A 15,651-nucleotide genomic window follows, 5' to 3' on the forward strand; every position below is an offset into this window, starting at 1 on the left:
CGGGCATCGAGAATGAGGTAGGGGAATGGCTCCTGAAGCGGTCGTTCGGCAAACGCCTTCAGGCTCTCGTCCAAGCGCTTGTTGATGGCCGAGATCGACGAAGCCGAGAACGCATGACCGCACAGCTCTTCCGTGATCGCCTTGACCTTGCGGGTCGACACGCCCTGCACATACATCTCCGCAAGCGTCGCAACCAAGGCCCGCTCCGAACGCTGGTAGCGCTCGAACAGCTCGGTGGAGAAGTGACCCGCCCGGTCCTGTGGAACCCGCAGCTCAAGCTTGCCCACCCGGGTGACCAGGGTGCGGCCGTAGTAACCCGAGCGATACCCAAGGCGCTCAGGCGTGCGTTCGCCCTTCGAAGCACCCAGCGCCTCCTCCATCTCGGCCTCGAGAACCTCCTGCATTACCGCACGGATCACTTCGTGCAGCCCCTCCGGGTTCGAAAGCAGAATGTCTTTGACGGCAGCGCTGGTCGATTTACCTTCTGTCTTGGTCATGGTGGCGTTCCTTCCAGGGAATCGGTGACGTTGAACATCACCAGCCTGCCATGACCGCCCTCTCTCAGCGAATTTGCAGAACTCTCAGCACACTACCGCGCAAGCCTTCGGGGGGCGACATTGCCTACCGCTTAGCCCGAGGCGTACACCGATGCCGGCGCTTGGCCCGAATAGGGACGAAGAACGCGTAACGGACCCGATGCCTCGGCGGTTGCCCAAGCGGCTTCCACCAGCATCGCGCCGGCGTGGCTGCGTCCGATCTTGCTGATCCGGCCATGATGTGCGGCGGGGCGCGTTCAATCCCATACAATCAGGTCGGGTTACGCTCTGGTCCGCAACCCCTGTCCGGCCCCCTGAAACCCGTCAGACTTTGTCCATACTCAATGAGTTCTTTCACCTTCTGTTTGCGATGCATCTCAGCGCGCGCCCAGCGCTCCCGTATGTCCTCGCATTTGAGCTGCATGTCCCGAAACAGCGCTTTTGCTACAGAGACCTGGCTATCGGTTGATCTTTTTCCCGGCCCTCCTCCAAACTGCAGTGCATCCCTGCACTCTTCAAGACTCGCCGGGAACACGCCAGCGAGTCGGCTGGCCAACTCGCTTCGGCGCTGCGCGACGCAGCTATCGTGAGATAGGCGCCTGGCGATCTCGCCAATTTGTGTGTGGGCCTTCCTGAAAGGGATCCCTCGCGACGCCATCCGCTCGGCGGCGACGGCCGTCATCGATGACCCGTCTTCAAGATGTTCGCGCATCGACCTCACATTGAACGACATGTACTTCACGATCAGCGATGTGAGAGTGATAGCCCGTTTTAGGGCATCTTCTGCAAGCCCTAATGGAGAGCAGCCGTAGTTGCTCGCTTCGATCGAGTTGCTGAAAGGCGATTTGCAGGTTGCTGTTGCCGCAGAAACGTATGCGCCAATCACGGTGCTTGCCGATCCCTTAATGTGTTCAAGCAGAAAGGGATTCTTCTTTTGGGGGAGCATGGAAGAGCCGCCGGCAAGATTGTGAGGAATGTCGACGAGGGCGAACTCCCGCGTCGTCCAAACCTGCAGGTCCTGGGCCACACGACTGAGCAAGATTGAAACGCCAGCGAAGACTGAAAGCCCCTGCAGGTGATGATCGCGGCTCGCGACCGCATCAAGTGAGTTGAACGACGGCAGTTCGAATCCCAGAAGACTTGCGGTTTGCAGCGGATCTATAGGAATGCTAGTGCCTCCACCCGCCCCCGCCCCCATGGGGCAATTCCTGATGTCTTCCAGGAGGCAATGGAGGCGCTCGCGCTCGCGCGACAAAGCGAAGAAGACGCCAAGCAGGTAGTGCCCCGGCGACCCGGGAAGTGCGATTTGGTACTGACTGTACAACGGAGCCACAAGTCTCGATGTCTCCTCCGCTTGCTGAAGCAGGGCATCTTGTGCAGTTCCTATCTGTTGCGAGATGGAAGACGCCGCTTCCCGAAGGACCAGGAGAGAAATGGCCGCGTTTAAGTCGTTGCGGGATCTTGCAAGGTGCAGCCAGCCGGCCTCTTCCGCGCCAGTTCTGGCGACAAGTTCCGCCTCATACGCGAGATAGAGGCCACGCGGAGCATGGCGGCCCTCCAAAGACTGAAAGCCCTCGTCCTGGAGGTCCAAGATGTGCTTGAGGAGATTGGCAGCGACTGCCTGGCTGACCAAGCCCTGGGCCGCGAGCATCACCAGATGTGCTTCGTCTACGGCCGTCTGGCACTGCAGAAGGCGGGCGTCGCGCGCGAGTTCGATAGGGGGAGCGAGCAACTTCATCGCTTCGGGATGTAGGTTCCACCTGGCCTGGTCTGGCCCAGCAACTTCCTTGTCGTCCTGCTCTCCAGCAGCCCCCTCAATATCGATCACAATGGAATCGATCATACGTTCAGCTGCCGCGGCGGCGACATTGAGTTCATCAGCGACGCCTATGGCGTAGGCAACCCGGTCTCTAAAGTCCCCATATATTTGAACATCCTCCCCTTCAAATTTCAGAAGACCCGCCTCGGGCGTTGTCGGGTCTGGTTTTCGAGAGAAGTCCAGGCGTTTGAGCTTGCCGGATTTGTGAGCGAGTTGGAAACGGATGGCTCCCGCCCTTGCGCTCGCGCGAGGAGGCGTGAACACTTCTCCAGAATAAAGTCTAATCACCATATCAAGGATTGACGTGCCCAAGACGTGCGAGAGCATGACTGGGATCATTCCTCCAGCCAGCCTGGGATTGACCTCGATGATGACGGGGCCCGACTCCGCTATCACGAACTCTACATGAGCCGGTCCGAACTTCAGACCCAGGGCGGACACCGCGCCCGCGGCAAAAGAGGCTAGTTCCTGGAGGGATGGCTCCGGAAGCGGGGCCGGGAAGTCGTGCCCTACCTCGACGAAGCAGGGGGCCGGCCCCTTGTGCTTGGCAAGAATTCCAACGCAATGCAGCACCCCATCGTAGGCAATTATCTCTGCTGAGTATTCCATACCCTGCACATATTGCTGGATGAGGACGTCGGCACTGTGCAAACCCACTTGATCTAGCAATGCATCCTTTGCACTCTCAAACGCCTCGATGGCAGCTGCGGCACTATCGCACAACCTCACTCCGCTACTACCGCTTCCGGAGACCGGCTTCACGATCACGGGCAGAGTAGCTTGGGCAAGAATGTTCTCCATGTCTCTGACGGAAGTGGCCAGCCGAGTTTCAGGGATCGTGATTGATTGTCGCTGCAACTCGGCCGCTTGCTTCCATTTGTTCCGGCAGGTAGCTATAGCCTCCCCATCCGCTGCTGGTAGTCCCATCGCCGTCGCAGCACTTGACGCTGCTTCCACAAAATAATCCGACGAGGAGTATATTCCTGCCAGCCTTGTTAATTTGGCGGCGACCCCGATGAGTTCGTCCAGACTTCGCGTTTCAGCTTCGATCACTTGAGCGACCGAGTCTTTAAGAAACGGATAGCGCCCAGGATTGCGCGTAACGAGATAGGGTTCAAAGCCCAAGGCTCGGGCCCGCTTCATCAACAGTTCGCCAGTGCCCGTCGTGTTGCTTTCCACGAAAAGGAAGCTACCTCGGTTCATCATGAATGATTCTCCAGCACGTTTAGGACAGCTTCCCGGCTTCTCCGATTCCAATGATATCGGTTCCATGGTGGGAGAGCCGTCGAAGGATGCCCTTCGCTAGACGGAGCGTCCAGAAGAACACCTTCATATAGACACCCATTCTGCTTGAGCCACTCGTGGTCGTAAGCAGCTTCGACGTAGCGGTGCCCTTCATCAGGACATATGACAACTACGGTTTCTCTTGGATCCTGCCGAGCGCGCCAACGCCCAACGATGTAGCTCGCTCCGGAGGTCGGACCGGCGAAAACGGCATGCCGCTCGTGAAGGCTGCGAGTTGCAGCAAATGCGAGCGGAGCCGAGAGGAAATGCACCTCGTCATACAGTTCGTGCTTCACGTTCTTGGGGACAAGACTGTTCCCCAGCCCCCGCAGTTTCCGTTCGCCGTCCGGTTGGCCAAAGATGACGCTATTGAAGGTGTCAACTCCGACCAGGCGCGCACCAAAGGCTTTTTGGCGAAGGCGCTCTATTGTCCCGCAAGTAGAGCCGCCTGATCCGACAGAACCGACCAAAGTTACGTCAGCGTCCAACATCTCCGATATTTGGTCGGCGAAAATTTTGTAGGCTGCGGGGTTGTCCGGTGTTTCGTATTGCCGGGGCCAGAAACAGGAGTGGCCTAACTGTCTCATCCTAGCGTGTAATGCGTCGAGGCGGCTTCTTTGATAGCCACCCTGCTTGGCCTTTTCATTTACTACGAAGACGTCGACCCCCAGCGAGTTCAACCTGTTTTCCAGACCTTTGTCCATCACTGGGTCTGTGAAGATTTCGAGTTGGAATCCATGTTCCCGGCAAACTACGGCCAAACCCAGTGCGAAGGTTCCGCTAGAGGTCTCGATAACTTTCATGCTATGCGTCAAGGTCCCTCGAGCCAGTGCTTGCTCAATGATGTACTTCGCAGGGAGAAGCTTCATGAACGCAAACTGCGCAAGATAAAGGTTTGTCTCACACCTAATAATTCTGGGGAGAGTATAGGCATTAGAATAGCCGGAGAATGGCAGGGGTTTGCTAATGGCGTCCATTTGCTTCCTCATCGGCAACCAGCCATGGTCAGATATATTTTTGGCGAGCTGTCGAATGGCGATACATGGGCGAGCACGGACCGAAGCTTCCGTGGGAAGTCACCCGCCATTCGATCAAGCAGGATTCCAATCATTGTGCCGCTGTGCGCGACTATGACCCCGAGAGCGCCAGTGGCCTCGGATGCTTTCAGCATCGAGTTCAGGTGCTCCTTTGGAGCCCGCTGCTGATGCAGGCGCGCGCTGGCTGTAGCTATTCTGCCTATCGTGGTCGTGTCACCCCGCGGAATTGCCATCCGTGCGCGGTCGAGTAATTCCTGATATTCTGCTCTGTGACTGGCGGAGATTTCACCTCGCCGTTGATCATAGTCGACGGTTTCGATCGTCCCTCCTTCATCAATACCAACGATTGCAAGCGGCGGCATTTGCCCGAGAAAGGAGAGAAGGCTACATGCTCGCTGCTGATATGCTACCGCTCCTGGGTACATCACCCCGTCGGATGGCTCGATCTCCGCCATTAGCTTCTCCATCAATGATGTCCGGACTCTACGCTTGAAGCAGCAGGCGATTGACCGTGCAGCCGCAACAAGATCCGCAGACGAACTCGCCAACCCTTTGCCTTCGGGGAGCTCAGATTGCAAAAGGAGGATTCCTCCTGAGGCGCCGAGCGCAATCACGAGATTCTCAGCCAGTCGTTTTGCTTTGACTTTATGTGATGGATAAACGGATACGGATCGTGTGCCCGCAATCGGCATGAAGTGAGCTCGCGCAAAGACCGCGATGGGCATGGTGACCAAGAAGTGAGGATCCCGAGGAACGGCGCCGACCGGTAACTGGCCTTGCAGCAACTCGCCGAATGTGCCGCAACAAAGAGCCTCGCCAGAATGAATTCCTGGCTGTTGTCCATCCTCGGCGATAAGTTCAGCCGTGCCTCCGAACGTCTGGTAGCACATGTATGGCGCCCAAACTGAATCGGCGGCCGCTTCTAGAAGTTCTGTAGTCGTGATGCTTCCGCTGCTTCCTGCAGGGTCGATGGCATAGGTGGAATGCTGGATCGGCATATCACTTTCCTTAGATGCGCTGATATGTGATTTGCTGCGAGGACACGAGAAGAATTGGGCCATCGGAGCAGGGCTCGTGTTTCAGTCGAGGTACTTACTCGTGTTTCATTTGAGATACTTAAAAGTAACCGGATGCCGATTGCCTAAACCCCTGGCCGCCTAAATCGCGAGTGCGGGTGACCGTACCATTCGTCACGATCAGCAGTTGCAAAGATTCTGTGAAGTTACTTGTAGGATCTGCTACACTGTTTGATAACTTGTCGCACGGCGACTGTGGGTGCGACGTTCAAGGGACCATTTTGGCGTCGTGGCGCCCTTCGGCAGGTGGATGCGCCCCTTGCCGGCGCCGACGCGCTCTTGGACCCCGCGCGCGAAACCGCTATTAGGCTGCAACTACAGTCAGGCAAGCTCGATGGGCGGTTCGCCGCGCACGCGGGTTGCCGATCTCTGGCTGCCATGATCGCGGCTGACTGCGCCACTGCCTCCAGGACTGGATGCAAGTCCGAGATAGCCGGCGACCTCACGCGGTTCTGGAAATCGCGGAAGAAGTCCTCATTCGTCAGCGCGCTTGCGATCGTCGGGCCGATGCCACGCAGCTGGCTCAGCTGAACGGTGTCCGGGGCCGTGGTCTCGGCGGCTTGGCGCTGTTCGATCTCGACCTCCGCAATCATCTCGATACCAGCCACAAACGGCGGACTCGCGCTCTCTCTCGCGCTTGAGGCAGGGTGGCAGATTTCGCCCGTCGCCCCTGCCCAGCGCCTCAAGCCGCTCACGCCAGTCTCGTCTGGCCGGTTTGAAGTCACGGACGCCCTGGGTCATCAATAGCCCCTTAATGCGGCTCGAATGCTTGCGAGCCCGTTCCCGGCTACGACGTCAATCGTTCTCCTGCTCCAGGCTCGGTACTCGCATAACCCGGCAAACCCTCGGCTCGCCGCGTTCCAGCGCCACCAGCGTGCGCATTCAGCGCCGCCGCATCGAGGCGATCCGTCTTGCCCGGCGCCTGTTCGCGCTTGCGTATGATCATAGCCATAAGCCATTAGGTGTCGCCGCCTTGCAGGCGATGCATGTTGATCTTGTCAGCCGCTGGCAAACGCAGGCGACAAGCCAGGCCGACTTGCTGAATCCGGCGCCAAGAAAATCGTTGCAGTCTTCTTGCCGACGGGCGGCAGAGCAACGGTCTCCAGCGTTAGGGTGTCGATTGAAACCTTACCTGAGTTCCGCAGCCCGTCGTCTCATCGGATCTTTTTGGGTAGGTGCTGTACAGTGACGCTACGGAGACGCCGCAGCCTCAAGGCGTGATTCCTGCAAAGGCGGAGCCGATCCGCAATCGGGTTCCCGCCGCACTTCAGTTCCGATGCCAACTTGAAGGGGCTCCAAAAGCAGTATCTGGTGCCTGACAGAACCCGACCAGAGAGGCACGGGCGCTTCTTCTATTCCCCTCAGCAGCCGAATGTGCAGACTGCGACCTAGTCGCGCGCCAACAAGGAGACGTGCTTCGGACGATTTTGGGTTGAGCCCCAAGGGGCATATTTGATCATGTGCCGACGCTGAATGCCTCGTGTAAAATTGTAAAGTAAATATTAAATTTTGAGTTAAGGCCAGCATTGGATGGGGGCGACCTAGACAAAAGGATTCCAACAGCGCTACACAGGAACATCGGAAGTCTTTGCCAAGCTCTCGGTTCTTCGGTCTCTATAGGATCCGTCGAGTGAGCAAATTCCATGCTGAAGATGCTGTTTTTGCGGATATTTATGCCGAAGACTCTTTGCAAATCGATTACGGTTGTTGTGACAGTAGAGCTTGACCGTGAACGTCTGGAGCTTGTCAACCACTTCAAGCGCGCGATGCTCGCGGCCGAGGAGGTCACGCAATGCTACATGGTTACAGGCGAGGTCGATTTCGTCCTCATCGTGACTGTCGAGGATGTCGAGGCCTTTTACGTCTTCGTCAAGAAGAGGCTCAATAACGACCCCAACGTGCGAAAATTTAAGAGCATGATCAATCTTGATCTTGTCAAGTTCGAGCCAAGGACCACAGTTTAGCTTTTTGCGGATTTCGCTGAAGTCATTGGTCTAGCCGATCTTGAAGTGCCCGTTGCGCGTCCAGCTTCTGCCTGAACCGATGCGGTTTCAACCGCATCGGCGGGTGTTCATAAACGAGATCTGAACCACTGCAAAGATGATGCGCGGTAAGCTGCGCCAAGGGACCTTGCAATGGACCGATGAACATGGAGCTTTCGCGCCATGACATTGGAACATACAGGGGGCGATATGGTCGCCGAGTTAAGCGGCGCCGCGGCGATCGAAGAGCTTACAACGGTGCCCGGGCGCGTGCCTGCTTCCGTGGACACAAGGGTCATATCATCAAGATTCTGTCGCATGACGACCAGGGGTTCTGTCTGTTTACAAAGCGGCTGACCGATGGTTGTTTTGCCTGGCCAACCACCAAGGATCAGGTCGCCGTGTCGCTCACCAAGGCGTTGATTTTGTGTCGGTTCTGCTTCCGTAAAGTAGGCCTTTCGGGTATGTAGTTTAGGTGTCGGAACAGGCCTCCTCAAACGCTGATTTCATCGCCCGGATCGCCCTTCTGGAGGCGGCCGTTTCTGCCCGTGACATCACCATCGCCGAACGCGATGAGCAGCTTCGAAGAGAGCGCGCCGAGGCCGCACTTCGCATCCAGCGCCTGCAGCTGCAGATCGATCGCTTCAACCGCAAGGCCTTCGGCCGCTCCTCCGAGAAGCTGGGCCAGATGCGGCTCGAACTCGAAGATCTCGAGACCGATTTCGCCGCCAGCGTGCCCGATCTCGAGCTGCCCATCGTTGCTGACACCGACAAGGTCCGGGTGTTGCCGGTGCGTAAGCTCAATCCCAACCTGCCGCGCAAGCGGGCCGTTCGCGAGCCGTCTTGCGCATGTTGCCCGGGCTGCGGCGGCGATCTGCGCGCCATGGGCGAAGATAGCGACGAGATGCTCGATCTGGTTGCCCAAGCCTGGCAGGTGATGGAGACCATTCGACCCAAGTACAGCTGCCGGACCTGCGATAAAATCATCGAGGCGCCAGCGCCAGCCAAGGCCATTGCACGCGGTAAGCTCAGCTATGCCGCGCTCGCCCATATCATGATGGCCAAGTGGGGTTATCATCTGCCCTTCTACCGTCAGGCACAGATGATGGCCGCCAAGGGCGTCGATATCGAGCGATCCACCCTAGCGCGGAGCGCAGGCTACGCCGCCGCCTTGCTCGACCCGATCTACAACCGCATCCGTGAGATCGGCCGTACCCGCACCAAGATTCATACCGACGACACGCGGCTTCCGATCCTGGCGCCCGGCACCGGCAAGACGCACAAGGGCGCGCTCTGGGTTTACGTCGCCGACGACCGCAATTCGGGTTCGCAGGAGCCGCCGATCGCCTGGTATCGCGCCACCATGGGCCGCGACGGCGAGAGCGTGTTGACCGAGCTCGCCGGATTTGCCGGCACGCTCCAGGCCGACGGTTTCAGCGGCTATAACCAGCTCTACAAGGGCGGCGCCATTCGAGAAGCTGCGTGCCTGACCTATCTGCGTCGCAAGATATTCGACGTTCACGACAGCCAGCCGACCGAGCTCAGCACGACGGCGATGGCCAGTATCCAGGCGATCTACCGGATCGAGGAAGAGATACGGGGACTCCCGCCCGCCGAGAGATTGGCCGCACGACGAAGTCGGACCCGACCACTGGTTCGGGCGCTGCGACGACAGCTCACGCGCCAGGGCAACGGTTTGTCGCGCCATGCCGATACGCGAAGGCCTTCGCCTACGGCACCAAGCGATGGCGCGCGTTCAATCGCTTCCTCTACGATGGCCAGCTCGAGCCCAACAACCTGATCGCGGAGCGGGCCATTCGTGGATTTACGGTCGGCAGCCGCAATTGGCTTTTCTCCGGCAGCTTCGCCGCAGCAGAGCGGTCAGCGGTCGTGCTCAGCATCATTGACACCTGCAAGCTCTGCGGCGTGGATGCCGAAGCCTACATGGCCGAAGTCACGGAGCGCATCCAGAATGATTGGCCAGCCTCGCGCTGGGACGAACTGATGCCGTGGAATTGGGTGCGCCGCGAAGAGATGCAGCTCTCCTTGGCGGCATGAGCGCGCTCGATGACATGGCGCTGTCGGACGAGGCGCTCGAGGCCTGGATGGCTGCCAAGACCAACCGCCCGCTGGTGCGGACCATGTCGGCGCTGGATGGCTTCGTAACGGCGGCGGTCACCGGGCCGCGCTACCCGGACCCGCAAGACTGGATGTGCCCGCTCATGGGGTTGCGGCGCGACGTCCTGGCCAAAGGGTCTGCAACCGATCACGCCGTGTTTGCCAGCGTCGCCAGGATCCACAACCAGATCAACGAGACGCTCTTCGACAGACCACAGGATTATGCGCCCCGATTCGCCACCAAGCCCAGCGGCGGCATCGACCCCCGACCGTGGTGCCAGGGACTCCACGCGGCCATGAATCTCAACATCAAAAGCTGGAACGGCTGCTCGACCTCAACAACCCAACCACGGCTTGCTGCTGCCGATCCTGATCTACTGCGCGGAAAAAAGGGGCGGCCCGTCCTCGGCAAGCCCAGGCCGGGACCCGAGACCGCGCACTTCATCGAGCATGAGGCGTACAAAGACATCGCCTTGGTGATCCCACCTCCGTATGACGACCGGGTGTAATCGGGGGCGGCGCGGGCCAACAACCGACCACCAATAGACACATCCCAGACGGTTTCGGGAAGGCCTCGACACATCGCTAAGGCCCGCGTGTTTCGGGCATTGATGAACCAAGAGGCAGAATATACCGGCAATCCGATCTCAATAGAAGTCGAGGAGATCGACGAGAGCGCTTTAGCTACCGCCGGCCGGGAAGGCCTAACTTTACAAGGAGAGAAGCCGGTCCAGGGCGGCGTCCGGCGCGGACCTCTTGCCGGCAGGGCATCGGCTGGCCGGCTGCTGGGCTCGACACTTTTGCTTTCAACATTGAACTGCCGCCAGCGCCGTGTTGCGTATCATGCCGTTCTGGCCTGGAGAGAGCGGTCCGCCTCACGGTTGCGCGCGATCCTCTCGCTAGCGCGAGTCTGATATAACGCTTAAAAAGGGCACCCTGGAACAGGGCGCCCTTCTCATCGACGAAATGCTCGGATTGGAGGTCCGTGATCAAGCAATCCGCCGGAAGCCTCTACAAGCCTCACCACAATGGTTCAGCCGCAAATGAGGCTCGCAGTTACCGCTTCGAACGCGGCAACAGCTCTTCAATCCTCAGAACGAGCGCTGGAAGCGGAGCACGCCGCCGACGCTGTTCTTCTTGTCGGCATTGGTCCAGTTAGAGAAGTCCACATCCCCGAACTTGCCAGCGTGGAGATAGTCGACTTCGGCCGTGATCGTCAGACCAGGAACGATATCGTAGGCGACATTGGCGGCAATGCCGAGGTTCTTCCACTCGTCATACGCCGCCTGAAGGTTGAAAGAGGTCTTCTCGTTGAACTTGTAGGTGCCGCCGCCCCAGACGGCCCAGTTGCCACCCCACTGCTTGTAGAAGCCGCGACCGCCGGCAGGAATAGCGTAGGTCCCATCGGTTAGGTTGTCGTCGGTCCCATAGCCAGCCATAATGAACAGCGACAGTTCGTTGGTGGCGTTCACATCCAAGCGGACCTTGCCGGCTACCTCTTCGTAGTTGCCGTCGTAAGCCACGACGCCGGTGATGGCGCCCCAGCCCTGCGTGTACTTCACGCCGCCGACAAGATGCGGAACGTAGCTGTCGATCGTGCCGACGACGCCAGAACCCTCTTCGAGCGATACCACGGCAGAGAAGCCATTGCCTGCGTCGAAGTAGTACTGCACGACGTTGGTGTCAAAATCGCCGTAGGGAACGAGCGTATCGTTGATGACGTTGCCGGCATAGCCGATAAATGTATCGAAGGCCGATTCGTCCTTGCCGACGCGAAGGCCACCGAGTTGGATCCAGGCGAAGTTCAGTGTGATGCCCCTGTTGAAGGCATAGTTCTGGGGACTGTCGGGACCCGAATAGGCGTTGCGGTTACCGAAGTTGAATTTGGTCTCGGTGTATGTCTTCAAAGTACCGAGTTCGGTTTCCTGGCCGGTCCAAGTCCTTAGGTCAAAGCGGGCGTTCTTGCGCCAGGTGCCCTGGTCGCTGCCGTCTTGGACGTCGTGGGTCCGCGCCCCGTCGTAGGATCCAACGTCGCCGACGCCGATGTCGTAGCGGACATAGCCGCCGATGCGCAGGCAGGTCTCGGTGCCGGGGATGTAGAAGTAGCCCGAGCCGTACACGTCGCAGATCTTGACGTATTCAGCCGGTTCCGGCTCGGCGACGGTCACCGCGTCGGCGGCGCGGGCGCCGGAAACTGCGATCAGAGCCGCAGCTGAGCCGAGAAGAAGGCTCTTGATGTTCATAATTGATCTCCATTCAATGATTTGAAAAGGGCGAGGACGTCGATGGACGAACCGCTCCCTGTCCCCACGATCGAAAAAGATGCGCATCGCGATGCATCCTTCCCGGCTCGAACGCTATTCGCTGGGCCGAATTAGTGCAAGTTCAAATTCCGTTTGCCAGCCACTTACTGAAGTATAAGTTGCATAAATGTCACCAAATCTTCGACATTACTTGCACAAATGGGACAACTATACATTTGCACAAATTGCACAACTGGCACATCTGCTTTGTGCGCACGTACAGAATGCGTCGCGGACAGCCATCGGCATCCGGCCAATCGTCAGATAGGTCCAATCAGAGAAATTGACTGGGCGGCGGATGCAACGACTTCTGCGTTCATGCCTTCTCTGAGCAATTCGATGGGAACGCGATCCTTGAGCAGGGGCGAAGGGCTGATCAGCCACAGCCAAGCCAATCTGGGATCGGAGATCGAGGAAAGGACCTGCCTGATTCCGGGCACAGGCCTGCCGTCGATGAACTGAGCCAGGGGAAATACATGCTTGCGGGAGCCTCTGCGAAAGGCAACCACATCATTATGCCGCTGCCACCAATACAGCGTGGACCGCGGTATTCCAAAACGTCTCTCGAGATGCGTCGACCCCGCAACTGGACCGGCCCACTCTGCAATCCGCGCTCCTTCTCTCGGGCAATCTTTCTGAACCGGATGCCCAAGCGGATGATCGGCTGGCCGGGGTCGCGAAGCGATTTCACACGCCAGGGCATTTAGCCGTCGCGCGGCTTCGGCCTCGAGTCTACCAAGAAATTCAGCGGCCACGGCGGTCAAATCGCTGGAAGGAGAACCCGAAGGAGCAACAGCCGCCTTGTCACCCTGCCTCGCCTCATCACATTGGGCAAGAATGCGCTGGACCTCCCTCATGACAAAGCTTGAAAGCTCGGTCTGGCGCTTTTCATCCCCAAAATCACTCGACCCGGACATTGGCTTTCCCAGTAACATCCCCTCAGCAAGCCGCCGAAAGAGCGTTGAAGACATGTAGTTTGGAGGACGGCGATGTGTTGCGTTTTCGTGTGCTCGCGACCTAGCAGCCGTCTTGCGCCTTCAACTTGTGCCTCTCAATAAAAAAGGAGAGCGTCGATGGACGACTGTGTTTGCCCTCCACCATCGAAAGAGACGCACATCGCAGTGCATCCTTGGCAGCGTGACGCTATCCGCAACACGGAGTTGTGCAAGCTCAAAGCTTAGCCTGCCAGCCTTATGTAATTAAACGTTGCCTTTATGCAACTATTTCCTGAATGTTACTTGGACAAATTGAACGTATTACGCGTTTGGACGAACTGTACGTTCGACAGCTAATTTGAGGCACCCATTTACTGGCGGTGTGCATGCCTGACCGTTCGCTCATCGCATTGGCCAAGAATGCGCCGCACATCCTTCATCACAACGTTGAAAGCCTGTCGTGGGCGTTCATTTTTTCATAGAAAGCCTGTCGTGGGCGTTCATTTTTTCATCTCCAAGATTGCTCGATCCAGCCGTACGTTCGGCTGCCGCACGCGCCCGGGCACCGTTGCAAGATCTTCGGCCGCCGCAGCACGCCTTAACTCGGTGACCATATCTGCATGTTCAAATGTCATGGCCCGAACCCTCCATCTTCATCGGCCTGTTGCAAGGTGCCTCGGCGCATCGCTTACGATGCGCCTACGCGGTCACTGACTAAGGGCCAACGGCTGCGCTCAAAGGACCTTCATCGCCGGGCTACGCTGCCATGGCCCGATCGCCCCTTCGTCCTCGACACGCCGAGGAACCGGCGCATCCCTTCCAGAGCTACGTCAAAACGCAGCGATCGGGGCCAGCGGTCACAAGACCCCAGCAACAGGCCGAAGACATGACCGCACCCATCCCGTCGCTGAAAACAACCCCTTTGATCAGCAGGCCCCGTCCAGACATGACTTTGTTTTATCGCTCGACGGGCGGCCTCTGTCGTCGTGGCGCTCCCATGCAAACCTGGCCCATAGCGCATGCTTTGATTCGGACGACAATGATGAACCATCAAAGGCCGGGATCAATATCTAGAGTTGGATGTCGTCAAGTGGCCAGATCGGACGGCGGACACGGCGCAACCCTGACAGCAGTTCCGAACCTAACATCCCACCCCCGTCCACCATGAGCACTTCGCGCGCGATTGGTTCGAAAGCCGCGCGGAAATGATGAGACGACTTGAGCGCGATAGTCGCGCAGTGAAGCGGGTCCACGCCAAGAGAGGTAAGTTGCGCAAGGTCGACTCCTTGGCTATTTCGCGAGATTACCACGACTTCGATGCCGCCCACACGAAGCATCAGGCTCGGCCCGAAGCTGTTCCACACGCCTCCGCCAAGAAATGAAGGACCATGGCAGCGGAAATGTCCGCTAGTTATTGACACCACCTGCGCCTCGACTTCGAGCGGTCCACCGCCCATCTCAGGGGCGTGCTTGCCACCAAGAGCGATCCGCCCCCTGTTCCCCACACCCATGGCGATGCCGGCCTGAACCGCCGCCGGGTCGAAGATCGCATGGAAGGCGGCGTTCTGGAGGTCGGCCGCGATCATAGCTCGCAGCAGATCCGTAGCGTCTCCGTATGCACCGCCGCCCGGATTGTCACTTGTATCAGCGATCACCAAGGGCTTTTTGGCATGCAATTCGCCAGATTTTGCTTGCTCCACTGCTTGGGCTGCGCTGGCTGATGTCCAAGGGGAGGAGACAAACTCACGTGTCTCCCATGCGTAGTCCATAAATTCCTCTGCAATGCGCTGCGCCGCGGTGGTGTCGCCATCGGCAGTAACGGTGACGCTGGGCCCGACATCGTAAATGTCGCTCAGTTCGAATCCAGCGCAGACGCTGACTACCAGTGCCTTTCCGGAGGCCTCCAACGCCTCGCTGCGGTTGATCAGCTCGCACATCGGGCCTACCTGAGTACGCCCCCCATCAAGACCATACACCATCGGGCGCTTGGCGATGACCGTGCGGGGACGAATCTCACCCCGCAGAGCGCGGTCGAGCAGTTCTGCGCCTTGCCAGGCGCGTTCATAATAGTCAATGTGAGGATACGTCCGCACAGCAATCAGCACTGAGGCGTTTGCCGCCATCTTTGCCGTGACGTTGGCGTGCAGGTCGAGGGTAGCGATGATCGGCGCGTCCGGCCCGAGCACAGTACGCAGTCGTGCAAGGATCTCGCCTTCCGGGTCTTCGCAGCCCTCGGCAACCATAGCCCCATGCAACTCAAAGAGCGCTCCATCGCAGCCTTTGGCCCCTGCAAGGAACCAGTCGCGAAGCTGCTCAAATGTTTCCGCTGTTACTATGCCCCCGGGGTTCGCATAGGCGACGAGTGGATGAGACAGCGTCCAACCGAATTTCTCTGCCGCCTCGAATGTAGCGCCCAGTGAAGTGTGCGTACCGCGCCACGCCGGCGGAATCTCGTCGCCCCGCAGTAATCCCGAGGCCCGGAAGTGTTCGAGCGTGGTCGGTATTTTATTGAAGGTGTTTGTCTCCTGGTTGATGTAGCCCGTTAAGATGCGGTAGCCCAT

At 58.5% G+C, this 15,651-nt stretch carries 12 protein-coding genes and 1 pseudogene; 5 read left to right on the plus strand and 8 right to left on the minus strand.

Features of this window, described 5'->3' with window-relative positions; all coding sequences use genetic code 11:
* The 4 genes from NKI61_RS23605 to NKI61_RS23620 form a co-directional block, all read right to left on the minus strand.
* A partial coding sequence (locus NKI61_RS23605) for a transposase (protein WP_352538403.1) occupies nucleotides 1–497 on the minus strand: 497 nt, incomplete at its 3' end.
* A 310-nt stretch (nucleotides 498–807) separates the two neighbouring features.
* Entirely contained in the window at nucleotides 808–3,561 is a 2,754-nt protein-coding gene (locus tag NKI61_RS23610; protein WP_352841076.1) for a lyase family protein, read from the minus strand.
* The gene (locus NKI61_RS23615; protein WP_352841079.1) at nucleotides 3,558–4,616 is read right to left on the minus strand and encodes a cysteine synthase family protein; all 1,059 of its coding nucleotides are present in this window, start codon (nucleotides 4,614–4,616) and stop codon (nucleotides 3,558–3,560) included. The genes NKI61_RS23610 and NKI61_RS23615 overlap by 4 nt, the downstream gene beginning before the upstream one ends.
* Nucleotides 4,617–4,624: 8 nt before the next feature.
* Nucleotides 4,625–5,674, minus strand: coding sequence for a GHMP family kinase ATP-binding protein (locus NKI61_RS23620; RefSeq protein WP_352841082.1), 1,050 nt, complete (start codon nucleotides 5,672–5,674; stop codon nucleotides 4,625–4,627).
* 1,721 nt (nucleotides 5,675–7,395) lie between these two features.
* Between NKI61_RS23620 and NKI61_RS23625 the strand changes: the two genes are divergently transcribed.
* From NKI61_RS23625 to NKI61_RS23645, 5 genes and pseudogenes are all read left to right on the plus strand, one after another.
* Entirely contained in the window at nucleotides 7,396–7,716 is a 321-nt protein-coding gene (locus NKI61_RS23625) for an Lrp/AsnC family transcriptional regulator (RefSeq protein WP_352841085.1), read from the plus strand.
* Between the two features lie 185 nt (nucleotides 7,717–7,901).
* Complete coding sequence (gene tnpB, locus NKI61_RS23630) at nucleotides 7,902–8,204, plus strand: IS66 family insertion sequence element accessory protein TnpB (RefSeq protein ID WP_352841087.1); 303 nt, start codon at nucleotides 7,902–7,904, stop codon at nucleotides 8,202–8,204.
* Between the two features lie 5 nt (nucleotides 8,205–8,209).
* On the plus strand, nucleotides 8,210–9,535 hold the full coding sequence (gene tnpC / locus NKI61_RS23635) for an IS66 family transposase (protein ID WP_352841090.1): 1,326 nt from the start codon (nucleotides 8,210–8,212) through the stop codon (nucleotides 9,533–9,535).
* 149 nt (nucleotides 9,536–9,684) lie between these two features.
* Nucleotides 9,685–9,792: pseudogene (locus NKI61_RS32950) on the plus strand (hypothetical protein); the annotation flags it as partial.
* Nucleotides 9,789–10,361 (plus strand): UPF0149 family protein, encoded by a 573-nt coding sequence (locus tag NKI61_RS23645; RefSeq protein ID WP_352841096.1) that lies wholly within the window; start codon nucleotides 9,789–9,791, stop codon nucleotides 10,359–10,361. The pseudogene NKI61_RS32950 and the gene NKI61_RS23645, both read left to right, overlap by 4 nt.
* A 582-nt stretch (nucleotides 10,362–10,943) precedes the next feature.
* Here the strand turns inward: NKI61_RS23645 and NKI61_RS23650 are convergent.
* From NKI61_RS23650 to NKI61_RS23665, 4 genes are all read right to left on the minus strand, one after another.
* A complete protein-coding gene (locus tag NKI61_RS23650; protein ID WP_352841098.1) occupies nucleotides 10,944–12,095 on the minus strand; it encodes a porin in 1,152 nt (383 codons plus the stop codon).
* 320 nt (nucleotides 12,096–12,415) lie between these two features.
* Nucleotides 12,416–13,072, minus strand: a complete 657-nt coding sequence (locus NKI61_RS23655) for an antitoxin Xre/MbcA/ParS-like domain-containing protein (RefSeq protein ID WP_352841101.1) — start codon at nucleotides 13,070–13,072, stop codon at nucleotides 12,416–12,418.
* A 518-nt stretch (nucleotides 13,073–13,590) separates the two neighbouring features.
* Nucleotides 13,591–13,725, minus strand: a complete 135-nt coding sequence (locus NKI61_RS23660; protein WP_352841103.1) for a hypothetical protein — start codon at nucleotides 13,723–13,725, stop codon at nucleotides 13,591–13,593.
* A gap of 435 nt (nucleotides 13,726–14,160) precedes the next feature.
* Nucleotides 14,161–15,651: a M81 family metallopeptidase gene (locus tag NKI61_RS23665; RefSeq protein ID WP_352841106.1), complete on the minus strand. Its 1,491-nt coding sequence runs from the start codon at nucleotides 15,649–15,651 to the stop codon at nucleotides 14,161–14,163.

The organism is Mesorhizobium sp. M0514, from assembly GCF_040321145.1.
In the GTDB taxonomy this organism is placed as follows: domain Bacteria; phylum Pseudomonadota; class Alphaproteobacteria; order Rhizobiales; family Rhizobiaceae; genus Mesorhizobium.

What these genes read in the sequence shown, in the direction of transcription:
- NKI61_RS23610 (WP_352841076.1), bottom strand. Translation starts at nt 3,561, where the DNA reads ATGATGAACCGAGGTAGCTTCCTTTTCGTGGAAAGCAACACGACGGGC.
- NKI61_RS23615 (WP_352841079.1), bottom strand. Translation starts at nt 4,616, where the DNA reads ATGGACGCCATTAGCAAACCCCTGCCATTCTCCGGCTATTCTAATGCC.
- NKI61_RS23620 (WP_352841082.1), bottom strand. Translation starts at nt 5,674, where the DNA reads ATGCCGATCCAGCATTCCACCTATGCCATCGACCCTGCAGGAAGCAGC.
- NKI61_RS23625 (WP_352841085.1), top strand. Translation starts at nt 7,396, where the DNA reads ATGCTGAAGATGCTGTTTTTGCGGATATTTATGCCGAAGACTCTTTGC.
- tnpB (WP_352841087.1), top strand. Translation starts at nt 7,902, where the DNA reads ATGGAGCTTTCGCGCCATGACATTGGAACATACAGGGGGCGATATGGT.
- NKI61_RS23645 (WP_352841096.1), top strand. Translation starts at nt 9,789, where the DNA reads ATGAGCGCGCTCGATGACATGGCGCTGTCGGACGAGGCGCTCGAGGCC.
- NKI61_RS23650 (WP_352841098.1), bottom strand. Translation starts at nt 12,095, where the DNA reads ATGAACATCAAGAGCCTTCTTCTCGGCTCAGCTGCGGCTCTGATCGCA.
- NKI61_RS23655 (WP_352841101.1), bottom strand. Translation starts at nt 13,072, where the DNA reads ATGTCCGGGTCGAGTGATTTTGGGGATGAAAAGCGCCAGACCGAGCTT.
- NKI61_RS23660 (WP_352841103.1), bottom strand. Translation starts at nt 13,725, where the DNA reads ATGACATTTGAACATGCAGATATGGTCACCGAGTTAAGGCGTGCTGCG.
- NKI61_RS23665 (WP_352841106.1), bottom strand. Translation starts at nt 15,651, where the DNA reads ATGGGCTACCGCATCTTAACGGGCTACATCAACCAGGAGACAAACACC.